Below are 23,330 nucleotides of genomic sequence, written 5' to 3' on the forward strand. Positions count from 1 at the left end.
AGCTGTAGGCGTGGACTCCCTGCTCATCGCCATCGTCTCCGGCCTGGTCGGCCTGCTCCTGGGCGTCGCCGGGATGCACGCGTTCCGGGTCAGCGAGCTGCAGCGCGCCGCCGGGATCGACGTGGACGAGCCGACCATGCCCGCCGGCGCCACCGAGGTGCTCGCCTCGCTGGGCCTGGCCTACATCGTCGTCGACACCGTCGACGGCGTGGTGCGCGCCAATCCGGCCGCCTACGCCTTCGGCCTGGTGCGCGGCCACACCGTGGTGCACCAGGAGCTGCTCGCCCTCACCGCGCGGGTCCGGGCCGACGGCGTCATCATCGATCAGGACCATGAGCTGCCGCGCGGGCTGCAGGGGGAGTCCTCCATCGTGGTGCATCTGCGTGTGGCTCCGCTGGGGGACGAGTACATCCTGGTCCTGGCCGACGACCGCACCGAGTTCTCCCGCACCCAGGCGGTGCGGCATGACTTCGTCGCCAACGTCTCGCACGAGCTGAAGACCCCGGTGGGCGCCATCTCGCTGCTGACCGAGACCATCGAGGACGCCGCCGACGACGAGGAGGCGGTGCGGCACTTCGCCCAGCGCCTGCAGCGCGAGTCGGCCCGCCTGGCGGCACTGGTCCAGGACATCATCGAGCTCTCCCGCGTGCAGGGCAAGAACGTGGTCCACTCGGGGCGCCCCGTGGACCTGGGAGAGGTCATCTCGGAGGCGGTGGACCGCTCCACGCTGCCCGCGGAGGCCAAAGACATCACCATCAAGGTCGGGGGCAGCCTGACCCGCTCGGTCCACGGGGACCATGATCAGCTGACCATGGCTTTCCGGAACCTCATCGACAACGCCGTGCGCTACTCCCCGGAGGGAACCCGCATCGGGATCGGGCTGTCCTCCCGCGACGGGATCGCGCAGGTGACCATCACGGACCAGGGCATCGGCATCGCCCCGGAGGACCAGGAGCGGATCTTCGAGCGCTTCTACCGTGTCGACGCCGCCCGTTCGCGTCAGACCGGGGGCACCGGTCTGGGGCTGAGCATCGTCAAGCACGTCATCACCAACCACGGGGGAGAGGTCTCCCTCTGGTCCCAGCAGGGCAAGGGGTCCACGTTCACCGTGCGGATCCCGGAGCTCGAGGAGGGCCAGGGGCCCGGGGAGCCCGAGGAGGGCGCCCCGGAGGCCGACGCCGACGGCGCCCCCCGCACCGACCATCAACAGTCCGACCGCGCTCGCGCCGGTGAAGGAGGAACAGCGTGACCAGGATTCTCATCGTCGAAGACGAGACCTCGTTCTCCGAGGCCCTGTCGTACACCCTGCAGAAGGAGGGGTATGACGTCTCGGTCGCCGACGACGGCCTGCAGGCCGTGGAGCTCTTCGACAAGGAGAGCCCCGACCTGGTCCTGCTGGACCTGATGCTGCCGGGCCAGCCCGGCACGGAGGTGTGCCGGCAGATCCGCCAGCGCTCCAATGTGCCGGTCATCATGCTCACCGCCAAGGACTCGGAGATCGACAAGGTGGTGGGCCTGGAGCTCGGCGCCGACGACTACGTGACCAAGCCGTACTCCTCCCGGGAGCTGCTGGCCCGGGTGCGTGCGGTGCTGCGCCGGCACGTGGACACCGAGGTGGATGACACCTCCTCCGTCGCGGCCGGGCCCGTCCGCATGGACGTGGAGCGGCACACGGTGGAGGTCCGCGGAGACGGTGTGAGCCTGCCGCTGAAGGAGTTCGAGCTGCTGGAGATGCTGCTGCGCAACGCCGGACGTGTGCTGACCCGGGGTCAGCTGATCGACAGAGTGTGGGGCTCCGACTACGTCGGGGACACCAAGACCCTCGACGTGCATGTGAAGCGGCTGCGCGCCAAGATCGAGCCGGACCCCTCCCGGCCTCAGCACCTGATCACGGTGCGCGGCCTGGGATACAAGTTCGAGGAGTGAGGCGCAGGCCAGTGCCGGGGCGCTAGACTGATCGAGGTCCGCCGCGCCCTCGTCCAGGGCGCCCGGGCCGCCGTGCCCCGCAGCGGCGGGACCCGCAGCGGTCCTGCCCTCCAGCCGTGTCGGAGAGTAAGGAGCGTGCGTGTCGAACGTGCAGAACACCAGTCCCAGCCCTGAGGAGAACTCCTCCGCCACGGATCGGCAGCCCATCCGCCGCGCCCTGGTCTCCGTCTTCGACAAGACGGGGCTGACGGAGCTCGCCCAGGGGCTGCACGCGGCCGGCGTCGAGCTGGTCTCCACCGGCTCCACCGCCCAGCGCATCGCCGACGCCGGCGTGCCGGTCACCGAGGTCTCCGAGGTCACCGGCTTCGCCGAGTGTCTGGACGGCCGGGTCAAGACGCTGCACCCCCGCGTCCATGCAGGCATCCTGGCCGACCGGCGGCGCGAGGACCACCGGGCGCAGCTCGACGAGCTGGAGATCCGGCCCTTCGACCTGGTGGTGGTCAACCTCTATCCGTTCGCGGAGACCGTGGCCTCCGGCGCGTCGGAGGATGAGATCGTCGAGAAGATCGACATCGGCGGGCCCTCCATGGTGCGCGCCGCGGCGAAGAACCACGCCTCGGTCGCCGTCGTCGTGGATCCGCTGCGCTACGGGGAGGTCATCACCGCCGCCGAGCAGGGCGGCTTCACCCTGGCCACCCGCCAGCGGCTGGCGGCCCTGGCCTTCGCCCACACCGCCGCCTACGACACCGCGGTGGCCCGCTGGACCTCCCAGCAGTACGACGACGACTTCGACGCCGCCTCGGTGCCGGCGCCCCCTCTGCCCCGGAAGGACAAGGCGCTGCAGTTCCCGCCCTACGCCGGGCTGGCCCTCCAGCGGATCACCGGGCTGCGCTATGGGGAGAACTCGCACCAGCCGGCGGCCCTGTACACGGAGACGCACGCCGCCCCTGGCCTGGCCCAGGCGGAGACGCTCCACGGCAAGGCCATGAGCTACAACAACTACGTCGACGCGGACGCGGCCGTCCGCACCGCCTACGACTTCGCGGGCCCGGCGGTGGCCATCATCAAGCACGCCAACCCGTGCGGCGTCGCGGTGGGGGAGACGGTCGCCGAGGCGCATCGTCGGGCCCACGCCTGCGACCCGCTCTCGGCCTTCGGCGGGGTCATCGCCGCCAACCGCACGATCACCGCCGAGATGGCCGGCACGGTCGCCGAGATCTTCACCGAGGTCGTCGTCGCCCCGGACTTCGAGCCGGAGGCTCTGGAGATCCTCACCCGGAAGAAGAACATCCGGCTGCTGCGGCTGCCGGAGGGCCACCGGCGGGACCGGGTGGAGTACAAGCAGATCTCCGGGGGGATGCTCCTGCAGGCCTCGGATGCCCTGGACGCCGAGGGCGACGTCGTCGACTCCTGGAAGCTGGTCTCCGGGGAGGCCGCCGACGAGGCCACGCTGGCAGACCTCGAGTTCGCCTGGCGCGCGGTGCGCTCGGTGAAGTCCAATGCGATCCTGCTAGCCCGTGAGGGCGCGACGGTCGGCATCGGGATGGGCCAGGTCAACCGCCTGGACTCGTGCCGTCTGGCGGTGCAGCGGGCCAACACGCTCGCAGGTGACGGCGTGGACCGCGCCCGCGGCTCGGTGGCCGCCTCGGATGCGTTCTTCCCGTTCGCGGACGGGCTGCAGAGCCTGATCGCCGCCGGGGTGCGCGCCGTCGTGCAGCCGGGCGGCTCGCAGCGGGACCAGGAGGTCGTCGACGCCGCCGAAGAGGCGGGCCTGACGATGTACCTCACCGGCGCGCGACATTTCTTCCACTGACCTGAGGGGCCGCGAGCCCCTCAGCGTGCGGGCCCGCTCGGCACCGGCCGGCGGATCCCGCCGGCGATGACCACTCATCGGTGCCAACACCCTCGGAAGGGGTGATGTCAGTGTCAGAGAGACTGGATGAGCTCGCAGACCTGGTCCGCCATGAGCGGCTGCGAGATCTGCGCGAGGCGCTGGACGACCTTCCGGTCGGCGAGATCGTCGACTTCCTGGAGCGCCTCGGCGTGCAGGACCGGGCCGTGGCCTTCCGCCTGCTCCCCAAGGACCGGGCGGTGGAGGTCTTCGACCTGCTCGACCAGGCGCTGCAGCACGAGATCATCGAGGGCCTGAAGGACGTCGACGTCGCGCTGTACTTCGACTCACTCGACCCCGACGACCGTGTGCGTCTGATGGACGAGATGCCGGCCTCGGTGGCGCGCAAGATGATGCGGCATCTGGACCCGCGCGAGCGGAGCCTGACCAACATCGTGCTGGGCTACCCCTCCGGCACGATCGGTCGCCAGATGAGCCCCGAATTCGTGGCGATCCCGGAGCACTGGTCGGTGGGGCAGGCGATGGAGAAGATCCGCCGGGCCGGGGATGAGGCGGAGACCCTCTACACGTTGCCGGTGGTGGACCGGCAGCGGCTGCTGAAGGGGGTCGTCTCGCTGCGGGACCTGGTCGCCGCTGACGCTGACGTGAGCATCTCCTCCCTGACCACGGAGGCGGACTCGGTGGATGCGGACCATGACGCCGAGGACGCGGCCCGTCTGTGTGCGGACCGCAAGCACCTGGCGATGCCGGTCACCGACTCCGAGCACCGGGTCGTGGGGATCTTCACCGTCGATGACGCCCTGGACATCCTCGAGCGCGCCGAGTCGGAGGACGCCGCCCGTCACGGCGGTGCCGAGCCGCTGCACCGGCCGTACCTGTCGACACCGGTGCTGACGATCATGCGCTCGCGCATCGTATGGCTGCTGGTCCTGGCGATCGGGGCCACGCTGACGGTGCAGGTCCTCGACGTCTTCGAGGAGACGCTGGAGGCCGTCGTCGTGCTGGCGCTGTTCGTCCCGCTGCTGATCGGCACCGGAGGCAACACCGGCAATCAGGCGGCCACCACCGTCACGCGCGCCATGGCGCTGGGCGATGTCACCACCCGGGACGTGTTCAAGGTGTTCTGGCGGGAGGTCAGGGTCGGCCTCACGCTGGGCTCCGTGTTGGGGGTCCTCGGGTTCCTACTGGTCAGCTGGCGGTGGGAATGGCATGTGGGGGCGGTGATCGGGCTCACGCTGCTGGCCATCTGCACCCTGGCGGCCTCGGCCGGCGGACTCATGCCGATCCTGGGCAAGAAGCTGGGTGCGGATCCCGCCGTGTTCGCCAATCCGTTCATCTCCACCTTCGTGGACGCGACCGGACTGATCGTCTACTTCCTCATCGCCCGCGCCGTGCTCGGGATATGACCCGGGACATGACCCGGGAGATGAGCGCGTCGCCGCAGGCGACGAAACGGAGCACGGGCTCAAGCCCGCACTCCGGTAGATTTGGATCGTCGACTGACCGAAAACAGGCCGGGGCGACGCTCCAGCCTGTTCCCTGAACCCAGACCTCGAGGGAGATCACGCGCCGATGGCCAAGATCATCTACACCCACACCGACGAAGCGCCGATGCTGGCGACCTACTCGTTCAAACCGATCGTGGAGGCCTTCGCCTCGACCGCAGGCGTGGAGGTGGAGACCCGAGACATCTCGCTGGCCGGTCGCATCATCTCCCAGTTCCCCGATCACCTGACCGAGGAGCAGCGTGAGGCGGACGCCCTGGCCGAGCTGGGCGAGCTGGCCAAGACCCCCGAGGCGAACATCATCAAGCTGCCCAACATCTCCGCCTCGGTGCCGCAGCTGAAGGCCGCGATCGCCGAGCTGCAGTCCCAGGGCTACGCCCTGCCCGACTACCCGGAGGCCCCCTCCACCGAGGAGGAGAAGGACATCCGCGCCCGGTACGACCGGGTCAAGGGCTCCGCGGTGAACCCGGTGCTGCGTGAGGGCAACTCGGACCGCCGCGCCCCGGAGTCGGTGAAGGCCTACGTGCGTGCCAACCCGCATCGGATGGGCGAGTGGACGTCGGAGTCGAAGACCGACGTGGCCACCATGGGTGCCGACGACTTCGCCTCCAATGAGCAGTCGGTGGTCCTGGCTTCCGAGGACACGCTGACGATCCAGCTGGTCACCGACTCCGGCGAGACCGTGGTGCTGAAGGACGCTCTGCCGGTGCAGGCCGGGGAGGTCGTGGACGCCACCGTGATGCGCGCCGCCGCCCTGGACGAGTTCCTGGCCGCTCAGGTGGCACGCGCCAAGGAGGAGGACGTGCTCTTCTCCGCGCACCTGAAGGCCACCATGATGAAGGTCTCCGACCCGATCATCTTCGGCCACATCGTCAAGGCCTACTTCCCGCAGCTGTTCGCCCAGTACGGGGAGCAGCTCGCCCAGGCGGGCCTGTCGGCCAACGACGGGCTGGCCTCGATCCTCTCCGGCGTGGAGGACCTCGACGCCGACGTCGCGGAGGGTGTCAAGGCCGAGATCGAGAAGGGCCTCTCTGAGGGACCGCGGCTGGCCATGGTCGACTCTGACCGCGGCATCACGAACCTCCACGTACCCTCCGACGTGATCGTCGACGCCTCCATGCCGGCGATGATCCGCAACGGCGGCCACATGTGGGGCCCCTCCAACGAGGAGGACGACACTCTCGCCGTCATCCCGGACTCCTCCTACGCGGGTGTCTACCAGGCCGTCATCGAGGACTGCCGCGCCCATGGGACTCTGGACCCGGCCACGATGGGCACGGTGCCCAACGTCGGCCTGATGGCGCAGAAGGCCGAGGAGTACGGCTCCCACGACAAGACCTTCGAGATCTCCCAGCCGGGCACCGTGCAGGTGCTCGACGCCGCCGGTTCGGTGCTCATGGAGCACCAGGTGGCCGCCGGAGACGTCTGGCGCGCCTGCCAGACCAAGGACGCCCCGATCCAGGACTGGGTCAAGCTGGCCGTGACCCGGGCCCGCGAGTCCGGCGCGCCCGCCGTCTTCTGGCTGGACGCGGAGCGTGCCCACGACGCCAACCTCATCGCGAAGGTGGAGGCCTACCTGGGCGACCACGACACCGAGGGCCTGGACATCCGGATCCTCAACCCTGTGGAGGCCACGAAGCTCTCCATGGAGCGCATCCGCCGCGGCGAGGACACCATCTCGGTGACCGGCAACGTGCTGCGCGACTACCTGACCGACCTCTTCCCGATCCTGGAGCTGGGAACCTCGGCGAAGATGCTCTCCATCGTGCCGCTGATGGCCGGCGGCGGCCTGTTCGAGACCGGGGCCGGCGGATCCGCTCCGAAGCACGTCCAGCAGCTGGTCCAGGAGGACTACCTGCGGTGGGACTCCCTGGGAGAGTTCTTCGCGCTGGTGCCCTCGCTGGAGAAGTACGCCGAGCAGGCCGATGCCCCCAAGGCGAAGGTGCTGGCCTCCGCGCTGGACCGCGCCACCGCGACGTTCCTGATGGAGAACCGCTCCCCGGGCCGGAAGCTGGGCACGATCGACAACCGCGGCTCGCACTTCTATCTGGCCCAGTACTGGGCCCAGGAGCTGGCCGCCCAGACCGAGGACGCCGAGCTGGCGGAGATCTTCGGTCCCGTGGCCGAGCAGCTGGTCTCCCAGGAGGAGACCATCCTCGCGGAGCTCAACGGCGTGCAGGGCCAGTCCGTGGAGCTGGACGGCTACTACCGGCCCGACGACGCCAAGGCGGCTGCGGCCATGCGCCCCTCGGCCACGCTCAACACGATCGTGGACGGCCTGAAGGGCTGACCGCCGCCCTCGGCTGAGACATGACGGGCCCGGGCTCCCTGAACAGGGAGCCCGGGCCCGTCACGTGTTCCGACGTCGGTGGCCTTGACCTCGTAGGATGGTGAGCCGGACCACCCCAGACGCGCCCGGACATGCTCAGGCATGATCGGGGGCCGACAAGTTCGAGACGCGGACGGAGACCTCGTGACCTCACGCATCCACCTCATGCCCGACGGCGAGCCGGAGCTCGTCGCCGGCCTCCAGGCCCAGGGAGCCGAGATCGTCGGCGCGGACGAGCAGCCGACGGCGGTGGTGGTCACCGGCATGTTCCGCAGCTTCAACCTGGCGGAGGTCCTCGAGGCCAACCCGCAGATCTCCTGGATCCAGCTGCCCAGCGCCGGCATCGAGAAGTACGGCGAGATCCTGCGTCGGTTCCCGGACCGGCTCTGGACCTCCGCCAAGGGCTCCTACGCCAAGCCCGTCGGCGAGCACGGGCTGCTGCTGACCCTGGCGGCCCTGCGCGGACTCAAGGTCCGGGCCCGGGCCACCAGCTGGGGCACCGAGGGCGGGATCTCGCTGAACGGACTGCGCTGCGTCGTGGTCGGGGCCGGAGGCGTGGCTGCGGAGATGGTGCGCCTCTACAAGGCCTTCGACACGCATGTCACGGTGGTCCGGCGCACCCAGGAGCCGCTGCAGGGCGCGGATCGGACCGTCTCCCAGGACCAGTTGGACGAGGTGCTCGACGGTGCTGACGTCCTGGCCCTCGCCGCCGCCGTCACCCCGGACACGGAGAACATGATCGGGGCCCGCCAGCTCGGTCTGCTGGCCGACGGCGCGGTGGTCGCCAACGTGGGGCGCGGTCGACTGATCGACCATGACGCCCTGGTGGACGCGCTGCGTGCCGGACGGCTGCGAGGAGCCGGGCTAGACGTCACGGAGCCGGAACCGCTGCCTGACGGCCACCCGCTGTGGGAGCTGGAGACCTGTCTGATCACGCCGCACACCGCGGACACCAAGGCCATGGTGGTTCCGCTGCTGCGGGACCGCGTGCTGGAGAACCACCGTCGCCTGCGCGACGGCGAGCCGCCGGTCGGCGTCGTCGACACCACCGCCGGGTACTGAGCGGGGAGAGGCCCCGCTGGACCGCAGGATCCGATCAAGGAGGACCGGAGCATGGCACACATCCTGACCGTCAGAGGCAAGACCCCCAGCATCGGTGCCGGGGTGTTCCTGGCACCCACCGCCGCGATCACCGGCGACGTCGTCCTGGAGCCGGACTCCTCGGCGTTCTACGGCGTCTCGGCTCGGGGCGACTCGGCACGCATCACCGTCGGCGCCGGGACGAACCTGCAGGACAATGTGGTGCTCCACGCGGACGAGGGGTACCCCTGCACGCTGGGGGCAGGCGTCTCCGTCGGCCACGGCGCCGTCGTGCACGGGGCGACGGTCGGGGCCGACAGTCTCATCGGCATGGGAGCGACCCTGCTCAACGGCTCCATGGTGGGCGAACAGAGCCTTGTGGCGGCGGGCGCCCTGGTGCTGGAGGGCACCGTCATTCCGCCCCGGTCCTTGGTGGCCGGCGTGCCCGCGAAGGTGCGGCGCGAGCTCACCGAGGATGAGGTCGCCGGGCTGAGGGAGAACGCTCAGACCTACCTGGAGCTGAAGGACGCCCACATCCACGCCGAACCGGCCTGAGCCGCCGGGCCGTGCGCGCATGCCGCGGCTCGTGGCAGACTGCGCACCGAGTCGTGACAGGTGACCAGGAGGGCGCATGGCAGAGGAGATCGCTGGCCTGCCTCACCCGCGCGTGGGGTTCCACGCCTCGCAGGAGCAGATCCCTCCGTCCCAGCTGCTGCGCGACGTGCAGCTGGCCGAGCAGGTGGGGTTCGACGCGGCCATGAGCTCGGACCACTTCATGCCCTGGTCCACCCGACAGGGGCATTCAGGCTTCACGCTGGCGTGGCTGGGGGCGGCGCTGGCCACCACCAGCTTCTCCCTGGGCGCGGTCACGGCACCCGGACAGCGCCATCATCCGGCCGTCGTCGCGCAGGCCTACGCCACCTTGGCGGAGATGTTCCCCGGCCGGGTCTGGGCGGCCCTGGGCGCCGGCCAGGCGATGAACGAACATATCACCGGGGACCCCTGGCCTGACCGGGAGACCCGACGGCGCCGACTGGCCGAATGCGCCGACATCATCCGTCGTCTGCATCGGGGGGAGCGGGTCAGCCACGACGGCCTGGTCCGCGTGGACGACGCCGTCCTCTACGACCTGCCCACCGACCCCGTGCCGCTCTACGCGGCCTGCATCACGGTGGAGTCTGCGCAGCGGGCCGCCGAGTGGGCGGAGGGCGTGATCACGCTGAACCAGCCCGACCACGCCGAACGGGACGTGCTGCAGGCCTATCGGGAGGCCGGCGGCGTCGGCCCGGCGATGCTGCAGGTCCACCTCAGCTGGGCGGAGACCAGAGCCGAGGCGGAGGCTCTGGCCCATGACCAATGGCGGACCAACGTCTTCGGGCCCCCGGTGGATCAGGACCTGCCCTCCCCGGAGCATTTCGACGCCGTCGCCGAGGATGTTCCGCTGGCGAGGGTCCGGGAGGCGGTGCGTATCTCGGAGTCCCCGCAGTGGCACCTGGAACACCTGGTCGAGGACGTGGAGGCCGGCTTCGACACCCTGTACCTGCACCACGTGGGCCAGGATCAGCGCCCCTGGCTCGACACCGCCGGAGAGCACGTGCTCCCCGGGCTCCGGTCCGGCTGAGCCAGCACCGGCCGCTGCCGAAGGAGGACCCCAACATGCGTATCGCCGACACCGCCGACCTCTGGTACAAGAACGCCGTGGTCTACTGCCTGGATGTGGAGACCTTTCTGGACGCGGACGGAGACGGCGTCGGGGACTTCGCCGGGCTCACTCAGCGGGTGGACTACCTGGCCGAGCTGGGGGTGACCTGTCTGTGGCTCATGCCCTTCTACCCGTCTCCGCGGCGCGATGACGGCTACGACGTGCAGGACATGTACGGGGTGGATCCGCGCTACGGCGACCACGGCGACGTCGTCGAGTTCATCCGGGTGACCCATGACCGCGGCATCCGGGTGATCATCGACCTGGTCATCAACCACACCTCGGACCGGCACCCGTGGTTCCGACGGGCCCGGTCCTCGAAGGACAGCCCGTACCGGGACTTCTACGTATGGCGCGCGGACACCCCTCCGGACACCTCCGATCAGACCATGTTCCCCGATGTGGAGGACGGGATCTGGACCCGTGATGAGAAGACCGGCGAGCACTACCTGCATCACTTCTTCCGTCATCAGCCGGATCTGAACACCGCCAATCCGCAGGTGCGGGAGGCGATCGAGCGGACCATGGGGTTCTGGCTGCAGATGGGCGTCGACGGCTTTCGGGTGGACGCCGTGCCCTTCGCGCTGAACGAGAACACCATCGACCTGCAGCAGCACCATGCCTTCGACGAGCCGCATGACTATCTGCGGGCTCTGCGCGGCTTCCTGCAACGACGCTCCTCCGGCAACGGCGCGGGCATCATGCTCGGTGAGGTCAACCTCCCGCATGAGGAACAGGTGGAGTTCTTCGGCGGCGACGGCGGCGACCAGCTGACCATGCAGTTCGACTTCCTCACCAACCAGAAGGTGTTCCTGGCCATGGCGCGGCAGGACGCCCGGCCGATCGCGGAGGCGCTGCGCAGCCGCCCCACCGGCCTTCCGGAGACCTGCCAGTATGCGACCTTCCTGCGCAACCATGACGAGCTCACCCTCGACCTGCTCGACACGGACGAGCGGGAGGAGATCTTCGCCGCGTTCGGCCCTGCGGAGGAGATGCAGCTCTTCGGCCGCGGACTGCGCAGGAGACTCCCGCCCATGGTGGACGGAGACCCCCGGCGCCTGAAGATGGCGTACTCGCTGCTGTTCGCCCTGCCCGGCACTCCGGTGCTGTTCTACGGTGAGGAGATCGGCATGGGGGAGGAGCTCTCCCTGGAGGGGCGGGCCGCGGTGCGCACCCCTATGCAGTGGTCCGCAGAGAAGAACGGCGGCTTCTCCGCGGCTCGTCCCAGCCGGCTGCCGCGGCCGGTGGTGGAGGGCCCCTATGGCCCGGAGCATGTCAATGCGGCCGATGCCCGCCGGGACGCCGGCTCGCTGCTGCAGCACATCACGCGGCTCTGCCAGCGCTACCGGGAGTCACCGGAGCTGGGCTGGGGCACGATGGAGATCATCGAGCAGCCGCACCAGCAGGTGCTGGCCCACCGGATGGTCTGGCGGGGCTCCTCCATGGTCCTGCTGCACAATCTGAGCCCGGAGCCGGTGGTCGTCGGCTTCGAGCTCGAGGACCTGTCGGAGGGCACGGAGCTGGTGGATCTGCTGCAGCCCGGGGCCTGCCGGCTGGATGCCGGCCGTCGCTCCGAGATCGACCTGGAGGGCTATGGGCACCGCTGGCTGCGTGTCAGGAGGCAGGAGGACCCGCGGCTCGTCTGAGGCCCCAGGTCATGTGGAGGCACGGACCAGGTTCCGTGGGTATAGTCACGCTTCGGACCACTCTGCCGCGAGGCGTCGGTGGTCCGACAGCACCCTGTGATCCGTTGCTGAGAGGCACCTGACGATGAAGCCCACCGCCGTGACGTCCCTGGCGATCGCCGGGACCCTGCTGCTCACCTCCTGCGCGTCGAACCCCTTCGCGGACGACGCCCCCGAGGACTCCGACGACGGCACCGTCGCTGAGGCCGAAGTCCCCAGCCTCGGCGAGATCCAGGACGAGATGTGGGAGACGATGCTCGCCGCCGAGACCGTCACCATCGAGGGGCAGGTCGAAGCCGGGGAGGCCGATCTGGACGAGCTGTTCGAGCAGATCGACGAGGACGCGGTCGGCGACATCACCATCACGGGTGCCCTGGACGGGACGGATTCGGAGATGAGCTACGCGGCCGGGGAGGGCAACACCTTCACCCAGCGTGCGGTCGGTGGTGTCGAGTACTTCCGCGGGGAGGACTTCGGCGCCCTGCTGTACGGCAACCTGGACGACGACGTCGCCGCCGCGGTGGAGCCGGAGTTCATCGAGGACCTGGTCGCCGACCAGTGGGTGGAGTTCTCCGCCGACGGCTCGGCCTCCATCTTCTCCGCCGAGGACTTCCTGGGCATCTGGCAGCGCGAGCTGCGCGAGGAGGACACGGACGCGATCTCGGGAGTCCGGGAGACCCGAGACGGGCAGGAGGTCTACGTCTACGCGCAGCAGGACGGCGAGACCGAGTACGTGGTGGCCGCGGACGGACAGCCGCACCTCCTGGAGCTGCGGGATGAGGACAGCACGTACACCTTCACCGACTGGAACTCCGCGGACATTCCCGAGGAGCCTGAGAACGTCATCACCCTGGACGACATCTTCGACGCCATCGCCGACCATCAGGGGTGGCCCACCGAGGAGGACGTCTCGGACCAGTGATGGGGTCGCGCGGCGACGCGCGGCGGAACGGAAGAATCATGCACCGCCTGAAGGAGGCACGACGTGACTGAGGAGATGGAGACCGCTGCGGTCCCGACCACGGTGAGGACGCTGGGGATCGTGGGGATCGCCCTGCTGGCCCTCACCGGCTGTGGGGCCGGCGAGGCCGAGGAGGACGCCGGCGAGCAGGACGCCGGTCAGGAGGATGTGGATCCGGACGGCGCCGAGGACCAGGGCGACGAGCCGGACGAGATCGCCGAGGACGGGGCCGACGAGGAGCCCGAGGACGAGACGGAGGCTGAGGCGGGAGACGCTCCGGCCATCGAGGAGATCGAAGCCGACCTGTGGCGTGCCATGGAGGAGGCCGAGTCCGTGGTGCTCGACGCCGAGGTGCCCGCCGGCGCCGAGGAGGTCGAGGCGGACATCGACGCCGAAGAGGGTGCGGACACCATCGTCCAGCACTACTCGGGGCAGATGGACGGCTCGGCGCTGACCCTGCGGGAGGAGGCAGGCGGCGCCTCGGCCGAGTACATCTCCTTCGACGACGGCACCTATCTGCGCGGCGAGGACGAGCTGGCCGCCGTGGCGCGACAGTTCCCGGGTGAGATCGACGAGGACGAGCTGGCCGGTGAGTTCGAGGGCAAGTGGGTGGACTACTCGCAGATCTTCCCCGAGGGCTTCACGGTGGACGAGTGGATGGCCGACTTCCGCGGCAGCCTCGAGGAGGCCGGAGGATTCGGCGAGCTCGAGGCGGAGGCGGACACCCGCGACGGCGAGGACGTGTGGATCTACACCGATGACCGCCGGGAGATCGTGGTCCGGGCCGGGGATGACCCGGTGCTGCTGTCGGTCTACGCGGACAATGACGGCGACGTCTTCGACGTCCGGTTCAGCGACTGGGACGAGGCTGCCGAGCCGGAGCGACCCGCTGACGAGGACATCCTGACCGTCGACGATATGGAGGACATCCTCAGCTGATCGGTGCGTCGACCCGGCGCCCCGGTTCAGCGGAGCTGTTGCTCGAGTGAACCGACCGCCGAGTGGACGTTCAGGTTCCGTCCAGATTCAGCGTGATCCGGGCGACAACCTGGACGATTCATGGGAGCGTCCTCATAGATTCGGGAGAAAGCTTTTGCAGAGCTTTCTTTCAGGGAACTTCTATGGTGAGAATGGTCACGAGTCATCTGGTCGAAGGCAGGCGACTGCCGCAGAACGGTCAGATCAGGTGACCAGCGGAAAGCCCGCGATGCATCGAGAATGCACCTGGACGGAGGTACTGATCCTATGGTTACCACCGACGACAACAAGCTTCGCTCCCTGGCTGCCGCCATCGGAGTCGGATCCCTGGCACTGTTCGGCGTCACAGCCTGTGACACCAACGGGGACACCGGCGAAGAGGACCCGGCGGTCGAAGAGGAAGAGGGTATGGAGGAGGACCCGGCCGAGGACCCGGCTGAGGACCCGGCCGAGGAGGAAGAGGAGGGCTGATCCCTTCTCCGACGTCCGGTTGAGGTCGTCTCCTGCAGGGCACGGTCCCGGCGGGAGAGCTTCTCCAGTACGACGATGGTCGGTGCGGCTCGGCCCATGGTGGACCGAGCCCACCGATCCAGTGCGGCCCCGGCGGTGCATACCGCCGGGGCCGTTCTGTGTCCGGAGGGCGTGCCCGTGGTCACCCCGGCGCGTCGCTGCGCACGTCCAGCGCACACCCCGGGGCTCTCCAGGGCCTTTTCGGCGGGCCTCCTGAGGGTGGTCTTCGGGAGGCTCCCTACCCCGTATCGGCCTGTACCCAGGGTCTGACCAGGGAGGATTGCCAAGGTGGGCACTTCCTCGATGCTCCGTAAGAGGTTCCCGAGAGTTTCCCGATCTGCCCGTGCTGAGCTTTTCCGAGCCCCTCTCCGTGTGGTGATGATGGGGACAAGCCATCCGGACGGCGTCGCGGTCAGCGGCCGAGGCGCCAGGCTCGGAAGGCCTGGAAGACAGACGCGGAGAGTCCGCGGAGCATCACACACGATGCATGACCACGGAGGTGCACACCATGGCTGCAACCGACGCGAACAAGCTTCGTTCCCTGGCCGCCGCCGTCGGCGTCGGCTCGCTGGCGCTTTTCGGCGTGACCGCATGCGACACCGAGGGCGAGGCCCCGGAGGACGCACCGGTCGAGGAGGAGGGCGCTCCCGAGGAGGGTGCTCCCGAGGAGGACCCGGCTGACGAGGGCCTCCCGGAGGAGGACCCGGCTGAGGAGGACCCCGCCGAGGGTGACGCCGGCCTCGAGGAGGACGGTGCCGCTGAGGACGACGCCGCCGACGAGGAGCTCGAGGGCGGCCTGGAGGACGAGGGTGCTGAGGAGGAGGACGGCCTGGACGGCTGACCCTCTCCGACGCGTCCAGGGCGTCGCAGGCACTGTGACGCTCCGTCCGCACAGACAAGGAGGCCCCCGCACCGGCGAGCTGCCGGGCGGGGGCCTCCTTCTGTGTCCACCTGCGTCCATCCGCCGCTGAGACGCCAGGTCTCAGCGACGTCAGGACTCAGCCGAGGACGGCCGCCGGATCAGTTGGTGGTGACGGCGTCCTGGAGCGGCTGAGCGGCACCGGACACGGTGTCCTGGATGCGCTGGCCGATCTCGGCGTCGACGTTCTTCCAGTACTGGAAGGCGTTGGAGAGCACCGGCTCACGGACGCCGTCCAGTGCGCCGGAGACGGTCTCCACGAGGCGATCGCGGGCGGCGTCGTCGAAGACCTCCCGGACCAGGATCCCCGGCTGGGTGAAGTCGTCGTCCTGCTCACGCAGCGTGTAGGCGGAGCGGACCAGCTCGCCGTCGGCCTCCCAGCCGTTCTCCACGGGTCCCTGCTCGTCGGACCAGGTCGAGCCCTCCACGGTGTTCGGGGCGTACACCGGCTTGTCGCCGCTGTGGTCGAACCACATGTTGCCCTCGAAGTTGTAGGTGTGGACGGGGTTCTTCGGGCGGTTGACCGGCAGCTGCTGGAAGTTGGTGCCGATGCGGTAGCGCTGGGCGTCCGCGTAGGCGAAGTTCCGGCCCAGCAGCATCTTGTCCGGTGAGTTGCCGGTGCCGGGGACCATGTTGGCCGGGGAGAACGCCGCCTGCTCGATCTGGGCGAAGAAGTTCTCCGGGTTCCGGTTCAGGGTCAGCTTGCCCACCGGGATGCGCGGGTAGTCCGCCTTCGGCCAGGTCTTGGTCAGGTCGAACGGGTTGATCTTGTAGGTCTTGGCGTCCTCGTACGGCATGACCTGCACGTAGAGGGTCCAGGTCGGGTAGTCGCCGTCCTTGATCGCGTCGAACAGGTCGCGGCGGTGGTACTCGGCGTCGGCGCCGGCCAGGCGCTCGGCCTCCTCGCCGGACATGGTGTCGAAGCCGGCGTCGTTGATGAAGTGGTACTTCACCCAGAAGCGCTCGCCCTCGGCGTTGACCCAGGCGTAGGTGTGGGAGCCGTAGCCGTTCATCCGGCGCCAGGAGGCCGGCAGGCCGCGGTCACCCATGAGGTAGGTGACCTGGTGGGCGGACTCGGGGTTCTGGGTCCAGAAGTCCCACTGCATGTGGGCGTCGCGCAGGCCGGAGTCCGGCAGGCGCTTCTGGGAGCGGATGAAGTGCGGGAACTTCATGGGGTCGCGCAGGAAGAACACCGGAGTGTTGTTCCCGACGATGTCCAGGTTCCCCTCCTCCGTGTAGAACTTCAGCGCGAAGCCGCGCACGTCGCGCCAGGTGTCGGGCGAGCCGATCTCACCGGCCACCGTCGAGAAGCGCAGCAGGGTCTCCGTGGTGCGGCCCGGCTGGAAGACGTCGGCCTTGGTGTACTTCGAGACGTCCTCGGTGACCTCGAAGGTGCCGAAGGCACCGGCGCCCTTGGCGTGCGGACGACGCTCGGGGACGTTCATCCGGTTGAAGTGCGCCAGGGTCTCGACCAGGTGGTGGTCATGCAGCAGCAGGGGACCGTCTGCGCCGACGCTGAGCGAGTGGCGGTCGCTCACCGCGGGGATGCCGGCCTGGGTCGTCGACCCGGTGGCGTTCGGGGTGTTGCCAGTGGTCATCACTGTTCCCTTTCTCTCTTCCTTGGGTGTTTCTCGGGTGAGGCAGGTCTGGTCGGCCGCGCGCCGTGGGCCACGACGGCGGACAGCAGGCTCAGCGGGCGGCTGAGCTCTCGGCGGGGGAGGCGGGCGCGCTCTGACGGGCGGCGCACTCGTCGCAGATGCCGCGGAACACGACGTCGGCGACCTCCACGGTCATGCCGAGACCGGGAGGCGGCTGCAGGCATGGGGCCTCACCGGGGACGCATTCGACGTCCTCGATCCGCCCGCACACCGTGCAGATGGCGTGGTGGTGATTGTCATGGGTGCGCGTCTCGTAGCAGGCGGGCGAGCCCGGCGGATCGAAGCGGCGCAGCAGGTCGTGGGCGGTGAGGTCGTGCAGCACGGTGTACACCGACTGCACGGTGATCTCCGGGAGATGCTCGGTGACCTTGGCGTGGATGGCCTCCGCCGGGCGGTGCGGCTCATCGGCGACGGCGTCGAGCACGGCCAGGCGCTGGCGGGTGACGCGCAGTCCGCGGTCGCGCAGCTGGGAGGGCCAGTCGGTCGTCAGGGTCACGAACACCAGTCTGCCCTAGATCTGAGTGATTCACAATTACTGGGGAGCCGTAAGTTCGGCAGGGTTGGCGCCGTTCACCCTCCAAAGGCTGTCGAGTCGACCGCAGGGCTACTTCTTCGCAGGTCAGGTGGATTTCAACTGGCGTTCATGCCTCGTCTGCGTCACCTCTTCCCGCCCCTGGCATCGTGAGGGCGTTCTGCCCCGTCGTCAGTGAGAGGATCCATCACGATGCCCGTCCGAGAGCTGCTCCCCATGCTCGGTCATGTCCGCGGCAAGCGCAGCGCCGTCACCTGCGCGCTGAAGTGCGCCAACGCCTGCGCTGGAGAGGTCTGCAACACCTCCGGCAATGAGACCTTCCGGGAGGTCGCCTCGGCGGCCCTGACCCGACGCCAGCTGCTCGGCGCCTCCGCCGCGGGCGCGCTGGCCATCGCGGTGGGGGCGGCCGCCGGGCCGCAGGCGGTACCGGCGTCCGCGAGCACAGGATCCCGGCTGACGTTCCGTCCGATCAGCCCCGTCCACCGCGACGTCGACGGGCTGATCGTGCCGGAGGGCTACACCTGGGAGCCCGTCATCCGCTGGGGCGACAAGGTCTTCGCCGACGCCCCGGAGTTCGACGCTGGACACCAGACCGCCGAGGCGCAGGCGAAGCAGTTCGGGTACAACAACGACTACCTCGAGATCGTGGAGGTCCCCGGATCGAAGGGGCGTCGGGCGGTGCTGTTCGCCAACCACGAGTACACCAACGAAGACATCATGTTCCCCGAGGGCACCGACGAGGCCACCCGCCGGTCCGTGGGCATGGCCGCCCACGGGCTGACCGTCGTCGAGGTGACGCGGAAGAATCGGAACCATGCCTGGCAGGTCGACGTCGACGGCGTGCGCAACCGCCGCTTCCTGCTGGACACCGAGTTTGAGCTCACCGGTCCGGCCGCCGGCTCGGAGCTGCTGGTCACCGCCGACGACCCCGAGGGCCGGAGGGTCCGCGGCACGCTGAACAACTGCGCCGGCGGTCTCACCCCCTGGGGCACGTTCCTCTCCGGGGAGGAGAACTTCCACGGGTACTTCGTCTCCGAGGGGACCTCCGAGGCGGACCGTCGGTATGGCATCGACGCCGAGCCCACGGTCCGCGGCTGGGAGCAGGACGAGCCCCGATTCGACACCCGGAACCCGGGGTATGAGAACGAGAAGAACCGTTTCGGCTGGATCGTGGAGGTCGACCCCTGGGACCCGGAGTCCACCCCCGTGAAGCACACCAGCCTGGGCCGGTTCAAGCATGAAGGCGCCACCGTCATCCTCTCGGAGTCCGGCCATGCGGTGGCCTACGCCGGTGATGACGAGCGCTTCGACTACCTGTACAAGTTCGTTTCGCGCGGGACCTACGTCGAGGGGGACCGGGCGCACAACAAGACCCTGCTGACGGAAGGCGATCTGTACGTCGCGAAGTTCACCGGGAACTCCCCGGCGGCCGAGATCGACGGGACTGGGGCGCTGCCCTCCGACGGCGCCTTCGACGGCACCGGTGAGTGGCTCCCGCTGCTGGTGGACGGCGAGCCTCAGGTGCCGGGCTTCACCGCCGAGGAGGTGCTGGTCCATACGCGGCTGGCCGCCGACGCCGCGGGGGCCACGGCGATGGACCGCCCCGAGGATGTGGAGCCCAACCCGCACACCGGCAAGGTCTACATGGCCTGCACCAACAACTCTCAGCGCGGGCCGGACGGCGCCGCCGGCGCCGACGAGGCGAACCCGCGGACGGCGAATCGCGACGGGCACGTCGTGGAGATCACCGAACGCGGCGGTCAGACCTCCACGGTGTTCGACTGGACGCTGCTGCTGGTCTGCGGAGACCCCTCCCGGGATGACTCCACCTACTTCAGCGGGTTCCCGGCGGAGCAGGTCTCTCCGATCTCCTGTCCGGACAACGTCGCCTTCGACTCCCAGGGGAACCTATGGATCTCCACCGACGGCGCCCCCAGCGGGATCGGTCTCTGCGACGGGCTGTTCAAGGTCCACCTGGATGGGGAGGCCCGCGGCAAGGTGGAGCAGTTCCTGTCCGTGCCCGCCGACGCCGAGACCTGCGGGCCGGTGATCCACGATGAGCAGCGCAGCGTCTTCGTGGCCGTCCAGCACCCCGGCGAGGACGGCGTCTGGGGCGACCAGCGGTCGGCGTTCCCGGACTATGTGGGCGAGGACGGGCCGGGGCTGGCCGCCGTGCCGCGCCCCGCCGTGGTGCAGGTGCTCCCCGGCAGGCCGAAGGAGGGAACGGCCGACGCCCGACAGCGCCGGCTCATCGGCGACGTCCACGCCGGGGAGGAGCTGAAGCACGGCCTCGCCACGGGCTGAGGCGCCGGGAGGGATGCGTCGGGCCCCGCCGCTAGACTGGTCGCGGAGTCCGACGGATGAGGAGACGACGTGCAGCGACAGGTGCGCCGACAGGTCACCGCGGCGGATGTCGCCGCCCGGGCCGGGGCGTCACGCAGCGCCGTGTCGCTGGTGCTCAACGGGCGTGCCGACGGCAACGTCGCGCCAGCGCTCCAGGAGCGCATCCGAGCCGCCGTCGAGGAGCTCGGCTACATCCCGCAGAGCGTCGGGCAGTCGCTGCGCAGCCGCAGCACCCGGACCATCGGCGTCATCACCGATGAGATCGTGACCTCGCCCTTCGCCGGCGGCATCATCAGCGGGGCCGACGCCGTCGCGCGGGAGTCCGGCTACATGGTCATGGTGGCCGACACGGAGGGCGAGGAGGCGCGCATCGGGCGGATGTGCGAGGTCTTCTTCGCCCGCAACATCGACGCGCTCATGCTCGCCACCGGAGGGCTGGTGACGGTGGACCCTGCGGAGACGTTCTTCTCCGCGCCCGCCGTGCTGGCCAACTGTCTGGATCCCTCACGACGTGCTCCCGCGGTGATTGCCGACGAGGCCGACGGATCGGTGCAGGCGGTGCGCCATCTGCTGGAGCTCGGCCACCGGGACATCGCCCTGCTGTGCGGCACCGAGGAGTCACCGGCCACCCCCCTGCGCAGGGACGGTTTCCTGCAGGCCGCCGGGGAGGTGGCCACGCAGGTGGTCCCCTGCGGCTGGGAGATCGCCGAGGGCTACCGTGCTGCCTCCGCGCTTCTCGACGGCGCCGCGCCGCCCACCGCCGTGCTGGCCTCGAACGACCGCACGGCGGTGGGAGTCCTGCTGGCTGCTGCGCATCGCGGCGTGGACGTCCCCGGTGACCTCTCGGTGGTCGGGGTGGACGACCAGGCACATGTGGCCGCTCAGGTGGTCCCTGCGCTGACCACGGTGGCGCTGCCCCACCAGGACATCGGGCGACGGGCCATGGAGATCCTGCTGGCCGGGATCTCCAGGGCGGACACGCAGGCGCCTCACGAGCCGGAGCTGCTGCCGACTCAACTGATCAGGCGGGACTCCACGGGCGCAGCGCCCACCAGGTGACGGCGGCACCCTGGGGGATCAGCTGCCACTGCTGCCCCGGCGCGGGTTCCGCCCGCACCGTGCGCGCCGGCCCGTCCTCCCGGTAGACCTCGATGATCGACCGGTCGATCACGATCCGGGAGGCGGGCCCGCTGTAGACCGTCTCGGCCGTCTCCGATCCCGTGTCCGATCCCGTCTCCGACCCCGTCAGCGGACTCGTGGGCATCCGCAGCGTCACGACTGCCGGGCTCCCCGTCGAGCCGTGGGGCTCGACGACGACGTCACAGGCGTCCGGGAGGACGACGACGTCGTCGTCGGCACGGTGCGCCGGGCCCTCGCGCCATCCCTCGCATTCCGGGGCGGGCCGGCTGACCAGTGCGCCGTCCTGCAGCGTGAGCTCCCGCGGCCAGGTGAGCAGTCCCGACCACCCGGCCGCGTCGCTGAGCTCCTGAGCACGGCGCTCGCGGGCCCACCCGATCATCAGCGCCCGGTCGGGCTCGGCGAGCACCTGCGGCGCGTAGAAGCTGGGGCCGTCGTCGACCGCCGAGGTGCCGACGATGCGCGGAGTGGGGACCGTCGTGGGGGCTCCATGCGGCGCGGCGTCTGCAGGGGCGGCGTCCTCGATCTCGAGCAGCAGAGCCTGGGTGTCGCCGAGCTCGTGGCCGCCGTCGGGCCTGCGGTGCCACCGGGACACGACCAACGCCCAGGTCTCGGTGCCCGTCAGCCGCACCAGCTGCGGGCACTCCCAGATGTCGGCGTCGACGGCGGCGGGAGCCTGACCGGAGCTCAGCCAGACGCCGTGATACGTCCACCGGTCCAGATCCTCGGCGTCATAGAGCAGGACGGCGGCCTGTCCGTCCGCCAGTCCTGCGCCCTGCAGCGCCCACCGGCGTCCCGCGATGCGCACCAGGAACGGATCCCGCACCCCGATGACCCGATCGTCCTCGGGCATGCCGGCGGCCACGTGACGCTCGGCCGACCACTCACGCAGGTCCGCGGAGCCTCGGGCCAGGGTCACCTCCGAGGCGTTCTCGATGCCCTGGACCCCGCTGTAGACGGCCACGGGGGCGCCGTCGTCGTCGAAGCCCATGACGCCGGACCAGCACCCGTCGCGGTCCGGACCGTCGGTCGAGGGGACGAGTGCCACGGGTTCCTCGGTCCAGTCCACGAGGTCCGGGGAGGAGAGGTGGCCCCAGTGGATCCGGTCGTGTCGGGCGGAGTGCGGATTGTGCTGGAAGAACACGTGCCAGACGCCGTCCACCCGGCACAGGCCGTTGGGGTCGTTGAGCCACCCCCTCGCGGGCCGGGGGTGAGCCACGGGGAAGGCGGGGTCCGGGTGGGAGGCGGTGGGGCTGGGCATGGAGTCCTTTCCGTGGGTGGTCACGAGCGGGTCGGTGGTGAGAGGGGCGGCAACGGTCATTTGCCGGCTCCGGCGGTGAGGCCTTCGCGCAGATAGCGCTGCCCGAAGAGGAACACGATCAGCGCCGGAATCATGGAGAGCACCACACCGGCCAGCACCACTGAGATGCTCCCGGTCCCGAGGTGCCCCTGCAGGGAGACCAGGCCCAGGGGCAGCGTGAAGTTCTCCTCCGAGTTGACCAGCACCAGCGGTCGGAAGAACTCGTTCCAGTGGTAGTTGAAGGCCAGGATGCCCACGATCGCCATGCCGGGAGCGGAGAGCGGCAGGTACACGGAGAAGAACACTCGCCACGGCCCGGCGCCGTCCAGGGAGGCGGCTTCGGCGTAGTCGCCGGGGAGGTTGAGGAAGTACTGCCGCATCAGAAACGTCCCGAAGGCCGTCGGGACCGCCGGAATGATGAGCGCCAGCAGGGTGTCGGCCAGCCCCATGCCCCGGATGAGCATGAACACCGGGACGATCGTGACCTGCACGGGGATCATCATGGTGGCCAGCACCAGGGCGAAGAGGAGCCCGGAGCCCCGGAACCGCATGCGGGCGAAGACGTAGCCGGCCATCGCCGCGGTGAGCATCTGCCCGCCGGCGATCAGCGCGGTGACCAGCGCGGAGTTCAGCACCAGCCGGGTGACGTCGATCTGGGTGAAGACCTCGCGGTACGCCGAGACGTCGAAGCCGAGGGGGATGAAGTGCGGCGGCAGGTCGAAGGACTCCGCCGGCGCTCGCAGGGAGGTGGACAGCGTCCACATCACCGGGCCGAGCACGGCCACGGCGGCGACGATCATGAACAGCAGGGCGGCGGCCCGCGAGGGAGAGGGCAGGCGCAGGCGTCGGCGGGGTCTGTCGGTGACAGGCTGGAGGGTGGTCATGGGTTCAGAGCTCCTTCGTCCACGGCGCG

At 69.7% G+C, this 23,330-nt stretch carries 19 protein-coding genes; 15 read left to right on the plus strand and 4 right to left on the minus strand.

The features are described 5' to 3' along the window. Positions 1-10 precede the first annotated feature (10 nt). From Q7C18_RS13760 to Q7C18_RS13820, 13 genes are all read left to right on the plus strand, one after another. Positions 11-1,249 (plus strand): cell wall metabolism sensor histidine kinase WalK, encoded by a 1,239-nt coding sequence (locus tag Q7C18_RS13760; protein WP_083277443.1) that lies wholly within the window; start codon positions 11-13, stop codon positions 1,247-1,249. Then, the gene (locus Q7C18_RS13765) at positions 1,246-1,926 is read left to right on the plus strand and encodes a response regulator transcription factor (protein ID WP_070159667.1); all 681 of its coding nucleotides are present in this window, start codon (positions 1,246-1,248) and stop codon (positions 1,924-1,926) included. The genes Q7C18_RS13760 and Q7C18_RS13765 overlap by 4 nt, the downstream gene beginning before the upstream one ends. A 148-nt stretch (positions 1,927-2,074) precedes the next feature. Further along, entirely contained in the window at positions 2,075-3,739 is a 1,665-nt protein-coding gene (gene purH, locus Q7C18_RS13770) for a bifunctional phosphoribosylaminoimidazolecarboxamide formyltransferase/IMP cyclohydrolase (protein WP_070159690.1), read from the plus strand. A gap of 104 nt (positions 3,740-3,843) precedes the next feature. Continuing rightward, on the plus strand, positions 3,844-5,184 hold the full coding sequence (mgtE, locus tag Q7C18_RS13775; protein ID WP_311025861.1) for a magnesium transporter: 1,341 nt from the start codon (positions 3,844-3,846) through the stop codon (positions 5,182-5,184). Positions 5,185-5,350: 166 nt separating this feature from the next. Next, positions 5,351-7,573, plus strand: a complete 2,223-nt coding sequence (locus Q7C18_RS13780) for an NADP-dependent isocitrate dehydrogenase (protein ID WP_311025862.1) — start codon at positions 5,351-5,353, stop codon at positions 7,571-7,573. Between the two features lie 183 nt (positions 7,574-7,756). Further along, positions 7,757-8,674 (plus strand): NAD(P)-dependent oxidoreductase, encoded by a 918-nt coding sequence (locus Q7C18_RS13785; protein WP_139827585.1) that lies wholly within the window; start codon positions 7,757-7,759, stop codon positions 8,672-8,674. A 51-nt stretch (positions 8,675-8,725) separates the two neighbouring features. Then, positions 8,726-9,247: a gamma carbonic anhydrase family protein gene (locus Q7C18_RS13790; RefSeq protein ID WP_070159659.1), complete on the plus strand. Its 522-nt coding sequence runs from the start codon at positions 8,726-8,728 to the stop codon at positions 9,245-9,247. A gap of 76 nt (positions 9,248-9,323) precedes the next feature. After that, positions 9,324-10,313, plus strand: a complete 990-nt coding sequence (locus Q7C18_RS13795) for a TIGR03885 family FMN-dependent LLM class oxidoreductase (protein ID WP_070159657.1) — start codon at positions 9,324-9,326, stop codon at positions 10,311-10,313. 35 nt (positions 10,314-10,348) lie between these two features. Further along, on the plus strand, positions 10,349-12,040 hold the full coding sequence (locus Q7C18_RS13800; RefSeq protein WP_311025864.1) for an alpha-amylase family protein: 1,692 nt from the start codon (positions 10,349-10,351) through the stop codon (positions 12,038-12,040). Between the two features lie 124 nt (positions 12,041-12,164). Continuing rightward, on the plus strand, positions 12,165-13,001 hold the full coding sequence (locus Q7C18_RS13805) for a hypothetical protein (protein ID WP_070159653.1): 837 nt from the start codon (positions 12,165-12,167) through the stop codon (positions 12,999-13,001). Between the two features lie 63 nt (positions 13,002-13,064). Then, positions 13,065-13,979 carry a hypothetical protein gene (locus Q7C18_RS13810; RefSeq protein ID WP_070159651.1) on the plus strand — a complete coding sequence of 305 codons (915 nt, stop codon included), beginning with the start codon at positions 13,065-13,067 and terminating at the stop codon, positions 13,977-13,979. A 306-nt stretch (positions 13,980-14,285) separates the two neighbouring features. Beyond that, positions 14,286-14,489 carry a hypothetical protein gene (locus Q7C18_RS13815; protein ID WP_070159649.1) on the plus strand — a complete coding sequence of 68 codons (204 nt, stop codon included), beginning with the start codon at positions 14,286-14,288 and terminating at the stop codon, positions 14,487-14,489. Positions 14,490-15,036: 547 nt separating this feature from the next. Then, the gene (locus Q7C18_RS13820; RefSeq protein ID WP_311025865.1) at positions 15,037-15,369 is read left to right on the plus strand and encodes a hypothetical protein; all 333 of its coding nucleotides are present in this window, start codon (positions 15,037-15,039) and stop codon (positions 15,367-15,369) included. Positions 15,370-15,548: 179 nt separating this feature from the next. Here the strand turns inward: Q7C18_RS13820 and Q7C18_RS13825 are convergent, their stop codons facing one another. Together Q7C18_RS13825 and Q7C18_RS13830 are read right to left on the minus strand one after the other, a co-directional pair. Continuing rightward, positions 15,549-17,045: a catalase gene (locus Q7C18_RS13825; RefSeq protein ID WP_311025866.1), complete on the minus strand. Its 1,497-nt coding sequence runs from the start codon at positions 17,043-17,045 to the stop codon at positions 15,549-15,551. A gap of 91 nt (positions 17,046-17,136) precedes the next feature. Next, positions 17,137-17,601: a Fur family transcriptional regulator gene (locus tag Q7C18_RS13830; protein ID WP_237089930.1), complete on the minus strand. Its 465-nt coding sequence runs from the start codon at positions 17,599-17,601 to the stop codon at positions 17,137-17,139. A 228-nt stretch (positions 17,602-17,829) separates the two neighbouring features. On the opposite strand from Q7C18_RS13830, the gene Q7C18_RS13835 reads away from it, so the two are divergent. Together Q7C18_RS13835 and Q7C18_RS13840 are read left to right on the plus strand one after the other, a co-directional pair. Further along, a complete protein-coding gene (locus tag Q7C18_RS13835) occupies positions 17,830-19,941 on the plus strand; it encodes a PhoX family phosphatase (protein WP_311025867.1) in 2,112 nt (703 codons plus the stop codon). A gap of 69 nt (positions 19,942-20,010) precedes the next feature. After that, entirely contained in the window at positions 20,011-21,039 is a 1,029-nt protein-coding gene (locus Q7C18_RS13840) for a LacI family DNA-binding transcriptional regulator (protein WP_311025868.1), read from the plus strand. Here Q7C18_RS13840 and Q7C18_RS13845 read toward each other — a convergent pair. Both Q7C18_RS13845 and Q7C18_RS13850 read right to left on the minus strand, forming a co-directional pair. Next, positions 21,002-22,438 carry a glycoside hydrolase family 32 protein gene (locus Q7C18_RS13845; protein ID WP_311025869.1) on the minus strand — a complete coding sequence of 479 codons (1,437 nt, stop codon included), beginning with the start codon at positions 22,436-22,438 and terminating at the stop codon, positions 21,002-21,004. The two genes, Q7C18_RS13840 and Q7C18_RS13845, sit on opposite strands and share 38 nt — an antisense overlap. Continuing rightward, a complete protein-coding gene (locus Q7C18_RS13850; RefSeq protein ID WP_311025870.1) occupies positions 22,435-23,301 on the minus strand; it encodes a carbohydrate ABC transporter permease in 867 nt (288 codons plus the stop codon). The genes Q7C18_RS13845 and Q7C18_RS13850 overlap by 4 nt, the downstream gene beginning before the upstream one ends. Between the last annotated feature and the right edge of the window lie 29 nt (positions 23,302-23,330).

It is taken from the genome of Nesterenkonia sp. CL21 (assembly GCF_031705515.1).
GTDB lineage: Bacteria > Actinomycetota > Actinomycetes > Actinomycetales > Micrococcaceae > Nesterenkonia > Nesterenkonia aethiopica.